Source organism: Cyanobacteriota bacterium (genome assembly GCA_025054735.1).
GTDB lineage: Bacteria > Cyanobacteriota > Cyanobacteriia > SKYG9 > SKYG9 > SKYG9.
Genome location: JANWZG010000197.1, coordinates 1 through 6,891 on the forward strand (window position 1 = coordinate 1; position 6,891 = coordinate 6,891).

6 protein-coding genes are annotated in these 6,891 nt (G+C 49.4%); 3 read left to right on the forward strand and 3 right to left on the reverse strand.

The window, feature by feature from the left end; all coding sequences use genetic code 11:
• Both NZ772_10755 and NZ772_10760 read right to left on the reverse strand, forming a co-directional pair.
• Nucleotides 1–1,003: hypothetical protein (locus NZ772_10755; GenBank protein ID MCS6814032.1), on the reverse strand; the 1,003-nt coding region annotated here is incomplete at its 3' end.
• Between the two features lie 35 nt (nt 1,004–1,038).
• Nucleotides 1,039–1,908, reverse strand: coding sequence for a Uma2 family endonuclease (locus tag NZ772_10760; GenBank protein ID MCS6814033.1), 870 nt, complete (start codon nt 1,906–1,908; stop codon nt 1,039–1,041).
• Nucleotides 1,909–2,213: 305 nt separating this feature from the next.
• Between NZ772_10760 and NZ772_10765 the strand changes: the two genes are divergently transcribed.
• Together NZ772_10765 and NZ772_10770 are read left to right on the forward strand one after the other, a co-directional pair.
• Nucleotides 2,214–4,361, forward strand: a complete 2,148-nt coding sequence (locus tag NZ772_10765; protein MCS6814034.1) for a serine/threonine-protein phosphatase — start codon at nt 2,214–2,216, stop codon at nt 4,359–4,361.
• 304 nt (nt 4,362–4,665) lie between these two features.
• Entirely contained in the window at nt 4,666–5,205 is a 540-nt protein-coding gene (locus NZ772_10770; GenBank protein ID MCS6814035.1) for a GNAT family N-acetyltransferase, read from the forward strand.
• Nucleotides 5,206–5,255: 50 nt separating this feature from the next.
• On the opposite strand, the gene NZ772_10775 is transcribed toward NZ772_10770, so the two are convergent.
• Nucleotides 5,256–5,897, reverse strand: a complete 642-nt coding sequence (locus NZ772_10775; GenBank protein MCS6814036.1) for a J domain-containing protein — start codon at nt 5,895–5,897, stop codon at nt 5,256–5,258.
• 720 nt (nt 5,898–6,617) lie between these two features.
• Here NZ772_10775 and NZ772_10780 point away from each other — a divergent pair.
• Nucleotides 6,618–6,891 (forward strand): glycine--tRNA ligase subunit beta (locus NZ772_10780; GenBank protein MCS6814037.1); only part of this gene is annotated, 274 nt, incomplete at its 3' end.

Genomic DNA, 6,891 nt, shown 5'->3' on the forward strand with positions numbered 1-6,891 from the left:
TCATGGCTGCCACAAAGTGGTGGAGACGGGCGATCGTATCGGGTGCGATCGTCCGAAAGTCTTGGTCTGACCACAGTTTGCCGTGCAGTCGTACCATATTTACACCTAGCTTTGCTAGGAAGCGAGCCATGTAAGCTAGGGAGGCTGCATCCATATACAGGCTTTCTGGGCTGGTATTGATTGCCCAAAACCGCACAGGCTGCTGGTTATTGCCATGAATAAAAACTTCGCCTTGACGCTGGATAAATCCTTGCTCACCTGCAAACCGCTCGTTTAGACGGCGTAGGTCGATCGGGCTAGGCATAAATTCGTCGGGATCAGGGTCAAACAGAAATCCATCCTTAATAGTTGCTTGATAACGCTGATCAGGCTTGAGCTTACCTTGGGGTTTCAATGGGGTTGTTGTCAGCACAAAACAATCAAAAGCAGCAGCTCCCTCTTGCTTGGTTAACTCCACTCGCAGTTGATGGCGACCCGCTGTTAGCTTAACCTTCCCTAGCCCTACCCAGTTAGCTACTACAAACTGTCGTAGAGGGGAACTATCCATTAAGTATACAGTATCACCAGTAGCTTGCCATGGCTGGTCATCCCAGCGCCAGCGAAACGGGCCATGGTGCCAAAATTTGCGGGTGTAGAAATGGTAGTCCCCTGTGGTAGGAATAGTCACCTCGTACTCTAAGAAGGGCAGTGTAGAGTATTGTCCATTAATGCCAACCCAGGCACCTGCTGACAGTACTGCTGCTTCAGTCTTAGTCTGGGGAGCGAAGGGATTACTAGAGGGAAAGCTAGTCTTGCTGGGGGTCTCTGCCTCCCACCAGACGAATGGTGCAGCCTGTTGTCGAGCCTGAATGGTAAGGGTAATGTTAGCGCTGCCAGTTTCCCAGTCAGTTACCACTGGTGCAGACTTGCTGCCATGGCAAGCTACAACTAGCGCTAACGCTATCAAGAAAAGCATCAGTAGGTGACGCATGGGGCTGCCAACATAGGAGTTTTTAGTTAGCATGAATGCTTCTTGGTAAAAAACTGTCAGTGCAGTGGTCAGGAATCGCGAACTGTCATTTGTTCGACATCTGGCAGTGACAATCCAAGGGTATCTGCGATTTGTTGTGGTGCCATACCCATGGCCCGTAGCTGTGCGATCGCTGCTCGTTGTACCTGTTCAGCCCGGTCTGCCCGTTGCCGTTCTTGCTCAGCCCGCTGTCGTTCTTGCTCAGCCCGCTGCCGTTCTTGCTCAGCCCGCTGCCGTTCTTGCTCAGCCCGCTGCCGTTCTTGCGCTGCTATTTCATCTCCAGTCAAAAAGATGGCTCTCTCGCGATCGGGTGTAGACTCGCCCTGGGATCCATACCAGCGCAACCACGTATCATGCCGTTCCTCAAACTCTCCCTGCCATAGCGTTAGCCCCAAACCTACTTGGTCTAACCAGTGGTTCTCCAATTCTACGTAGCGTCGTCCCCGTAGTTCATAGATGTAGAGGGTTTGCTCTCCTAACTGCTGGTTGGGGTCATACACTACGTAATAGCTTACCCGCATGTGCTCATAAATCTGGTACTTATCTCCCAGTTCATCGCCGACCTGGTTAGAGACAATTTCAATGGCAATTTCTGGTGGTTTGCCAAAGTTCCAAACGAGATAGCAGCGATGTTGTTTTTCCCACCAGTTATCGGGAACTTGCACATCAAAACTAACAAACACATCGGGCACGATCGCAGGCTGACCCGCAGTGTGATAGATGCCTACATTGGCCGCCGCTAGAAAAACCTGCTCCTTTAAGGAACTGTAGAGGGAACTCACTAAGAGGCGCTGTTGTTTTTCAGACGCGAAGTTATCCACGGGGGTATCGTCCTCGGTGACCCAATCAGTAACATCGGGGATAGCAATGTCGTCAGAGATTAGCACTTGTTCACCCATTGCCCCATCCATGCTCTATGCCAACATCCCCTTAAGTGTAGCGGTTTTGTCTAGGAAGCAGCAGCTATGACAAGAAAAATAACGTTAGGCTAACGATGACCTGCCATGGAGGCGAGGACTGCTGGGAATGGACTATGAACTCTGTGGATGGACTAGGGTTAGGGCGATTGTCTAGTGTTGATCATCAACAACTATGGCTGATTGAATGGCACGTTTTAGTATGGAGATTGTAGAGTTAGCAATCCAAAAGGGCTTGATGAATGGGTAACGTCACAGCTATGATCCATTGCCCTACTTGCGCCACGATGAACTTGGAAACCAGTCGGTTTTGTCAGCATTGTGGTGCTGTGATACCCAAGCGATATTTATGGGCAATTGGGGAGTTAGCAGACCAGCTACAACCAGGTCACGTTGTTGACGATCGCTATGTTGTCAATGCCTCCTGTGTGTTGTTGGATACTCGTCCTGGTTTAGCCCCCCTAATCCCCAACACAGTGTCACCAATTGCAGCCGCCTATATGCGGCTCTTACCCTATCGGCTCCATGTCCCTCAACCCTATGGATGTGTTACAGCCTCTTTAGACTCTGGAGAAGCCCTGCTTTTGTTGGAACAGGGGGCGATCGCGACGGTTGGTGATCAAGCTGGGACGTTGCTGCCAGAACTGACCCACGTATGGAGCCACGCCCATAGTGTTCGTCAGTTAAGTTGGTTGCGCCAGATTGCCTGCCTGTGGAACCCGTGCCAAGCTGAGCAAATGTCCTATAGTTTGATTACCCCAGTGGTCATTCGAGCAGATGGCGGTTGGGTGCGATTGCTGGAACTTGTGCCTGATGTGGGGGGCATCCCAGCGACCCTAAGCCAGTTAGGGCAATGCTGGTTAGAGTGGGCAACCTTTGCTCAGCCAGATATCCAAAAATTTTTGCTGCAACTGTGCCATTGGCTGATAGAAGGCAAAATTACCACCGCAGACCACCTAGTTACAGTTTTGGACTGGGGCTTACAAGAATTGATGCGATCGCAATCTCGCTATATCCAAATTTGCACACTCAGCGACCAAGGACCAACACGCCAACGGAATGAAGATGCTTGCTATCCCCCTAGTGGCTCTGTTACCAACTGTCAGGAATTATCTGGACTATTGGCAATTGTCTGTGACGGCATCGGTGGCCACGAAGGTGGAGATGTGGCTTCAAACCTAGCCATTACCAGCCTTTATGACCAGCTAAAAACCCTCACGCTAGAAGCTCCAACTAGTTGCCCTGCCCGCATTACAACTCAGCTCAAGATGGCAACTATCCATGCCAATGATGTCATCAATCAGCGCAATAACCAACTAAAGAAAGCTGATCGTCAACGCATGGGCACCACGGTACTCATTGCCGCTGTTCATGCCCATGACCTCTACATCACCCACGTTGGGGATAGCCGAGTTTATCAGATTACACGCACGGGCTGTCGTCAATTAACCCTCGACGATGACTTTGCTACGCGAGAAGTTCGCTTGGGTAACACGTTCTATTACGAGGCGCTGCAACACTACTCATCTGGAGCACTGGTTCAGGCCCTCGGTATTAGCTCTTCCAACAACCTGCATCCCACAACTCAGCGAATTGTTCTGGATGAAGATTGCGTAATTTTACTGTGTTCCGATGGACTAAGTGATAACGATCGGGTCGAAGGATACTGGCAAACGGAGATTCTCCCTTTGCTCATCGGCAATGCTGATCTGAATACCGTTGCCCATCGACTAATCGACATTGCAAATACCCAAAATGGTCACGACAATGTGACGGTTGCACTGCTCTATTGTCATGTCGTCCTACAAGCTCCCTCGACTACCCTAGAACCTCCTACCCCTAGCCAACTGTCTGCACTAGCTTCGACATCAGTCAGCGACCAGCCTTCACGCCTCAAAACTCGGCTGGTGACTACAACCCATCCACGCCGTCTATTGCGATCGCGCCGTCGCCCATGGCTTACAATTGGCATCCTTGCCCTAGGGGTGTTTACGGCTGTTCCCTTCGTGCATCATTGGTTAGCACCTACCAGCGATCGTCCCATTACCCCTACCCTCAATAGTCCCTCACCTACCGTAAGCCTGCCACCTGTGCAGCTAGAGCCTGCCTCGATTGTTCAAACTACTCGCCCGATCCAAATCCTGAGCAATCCTATACAAACGGAGCTAGTTAATCCAGCGCCCGCAGTTTCCCCCACTGTCACCACTGTTCCCCCCAACAGCATTGTCAGGATTATGAGCAAGCAAGTTCCTCAACAGGCTAACAGCCCTCCTGTGAGTTGGGTGCAATTAGTGGTGTGCCAAGAACCTGACACAGTGGAGTCTAGCTCACTAGCCAATTATGGCCAAGGGTGGATTCTGGAATCAGAGCTGGTGAATGCAGTGATGATCGTGCCTAACCCTACCCAACTTGACGTAACTCGGTGTACTCCCTAGTTGCTGACACCACTCGATACCTATGCTGACTTAGCAGGGATCTGTTAAAACTATGCCTGATTGAGTAGGCAAGTCTACAAAGGCAAATCTATGTAGTATCTTGACGAATCTGTTGGCTGTCCTAGGATAGAGAAGACATGAGCTAACAGCCTTATGCTTAGCAGCTTGCTACCTTTGTCAACAGGGAACTTAGCAGGGACAACGCTCGCTCCATCGTCAGTCGCTGTGGTTATGCTAAAGGCTGCCTAGCGATAAATCTCATCTATCCAAGTGTACTTAGGTGTGGGAAAAGGATACAACGTCAATGATTGATTGCAGTGCTATTCAGTTTTGTGTGCATGAAGTCAGCGAATGGATAGTCAACGATAGGGGCCAGCAATCGCTACAGATTAACCATGGAGAGCGCAACCTCGAGGTTGAACAACTTCAAGCCTTGTTTCAAGTAGCAGCCTTTTGGGCACAGAATCGCCGTAGTGAGGACTTAATAGTAGCCATTACAAATAGTAAGCCTGTGGTCACGGTTTGGGAAGGCGATCGTCTGATTGGGTTTGCCCGTGCTACTTCCGATGGTGTGTACCGCGCTACAATCTGGGATGTAGTAATCCATCCCAACTACCAAGGAGCTGGCCTAGGGCGCAAACTGGTGGAAACTATCCTCATGCATCCGCACATGAATCGCGTCGAGCGCACCTATCTAATGACTACTCACCAGCAGCAATTCTATGAGCGCATTGGTTTTCAGGTAAATTCCACAACAACTATGGTGCTATATAATCGACCACCGGTGGGGTTACCGACATTAGAAACGGCAGACGTTTTAGCAACCCTGTCTGACCAAGCGTAACCGTGGATGGCAGCATAGCCTACGGATGAAAACGCAACTCTGGCCTAACCCTACAAAATTTTTTCAATTCGACGGAACTCTTTTTCAACTTCTGCCCACAACGATCGATTGTGGGGATCAGTTTTGAGTGCCTTTTTCAAGTAAATCCGTGCCTTTTCAACTTGACGCTCATCTACAAGCTGTCGTCCCCAACGCTGATAGGCGATCGCCTTCCACTGCTTTACTTCTGGATCCTTGGGTAAACGCTCAGCTAGCCCCTCAACTAGGGCGATTGCCCTCGGAAATCGCTGATTTTTGAGGAGTTGCTGCAACTGCTGGTAAGACTTTTCCTTAAGTTGATGTTCCAACGGTGACAGGTCAGGATTGAGTTGTATCTTCGGCTCCTTGCGGGTGACTTTAACTTTAGTTTTGGTAGATGTAGTTTTGGTGGATGCAGACCTTTTTGCCGTCTGCTTTTGACTGTCACCAGACTCTGTTGCTAGTTCATTAGTAGGTTGTTCGGTAGGTGCGATCGTCTCCAGCAAAAACTTGTAGGCAGCCGTCACTTCAATAAACTTTTCCTTGGCCTGTTGGTCATCAGGATTAGTGTCTGGGTGGTATTGACGTGCCAGCCGCCGATAGGATGACTTTACATCCTCAAACGATGCGCCTGAGCGTAGCCCTAATACTCGATAGCAGTCTGCTAGGTTCATTCAATTAGCCAGCAACAACTATGACCTAGGATTTTGCCACTACTCCTTCGAGCCGTCAATTTAAGTCAATTTAAATTTCGATCGCCCAGCGGGAGGAGGCATCTTATCCAAACCGTAAGCTGTGTACTAGAGTTTACTCGTTACAGGCCACTGCTTAGACACATCTATTCTAGACGATCGTGAAATAGGTCTAGATAGCATTGCTCATGGCATTGGCTTGGTCGTGGGCAGTGTCCCACACAGGTAGGGGCCGGAATTATTAGCGACTCCAATTGAGTTGATGGCCTTAGCCCTTACGATCGCGATTGCATCCTCACAATTAGATGCCCAGTAGATGCCCAGAAACTTGCCATATGACTCCAGATACACATTCAGTGCTAATAGGAGACATAAACCTCCATTGCCATATTCAACAAAACGGTGACACAAGTTTACACCTAAAAGCCAGCTATGTTGTGCTTTTTACAGTCAACAAGCATAAACTCAGGCCTTGCCAATAACCTGTATGACTTATAGTTATTGACTACGGACAGACTTAGTTATCAATCACTCCACGGTTACTGAGTAGCTAATGTCTATACCAATTTTATTGGTCAATAATATTGCTGGTAATACTTTGTTTATCTAGGCTTGATCCCATCGAACCTGATGGTTGTAGAGGCGATCGCAAGCGGTACACTGAATTGAGATTAGTGTGATATAGAACCTCTGAGTGCAGCCATGGCAACTTTTTTGCTTGAAGTCGGAACTGAAGAACTACCCGCTAGCTTTATCAGCGAGGCAATTGCCCAATGGCAGCAGCGCATCCCTCAAAGCCTTGCAGAACAGAAGTTAAATTCAGAAGCGGTGCAAGTATACGCAACCCCACGTCGGCTAGCTGTGCTCATTACTGGGTTGCCAACTCAGCAGGCAGACCAAACGGAAGACATCAAAGGGCCACCTGCCCAGGCTGCTTTTAAGGATGGTACCCCGACCCCAGCCGCAGAAGGCTTTG

What these genes read in the sequence shown, in the direction of transcription:
- NZ772_10760 (MCS6814033.1), bottom strand. Translation starts at nt 1,908, where the DNA reads ATGGGTGAACAAGTGCTAATCTCTGACGACATTGCTATCCCCGATGTT.
- NZ772_10765 (MCS6814034.1), top strand. Translation starts at nt 2,214, where the DNA reads ATGAACTTGGAAACCAGTCGGTTTTGTCAGCATTGTGGTGCTGTGATA.
- NZ772_10770 (MCS6814035.1), top strand. Translation starts at nt 4,666, where the DNA reads ATGATTGATTGCAGTGCTATTCAGTTTTGTGTGCATGAAGTCAGCGAA.
- NZ772_10775 (MCS6814036.1), bottom strand. Translation starts at nt 5,897, where the DNA reads ATGAACCTAGCAGACTGCTATCGAGTATTAGGGCTACGCTCAGGCGCA.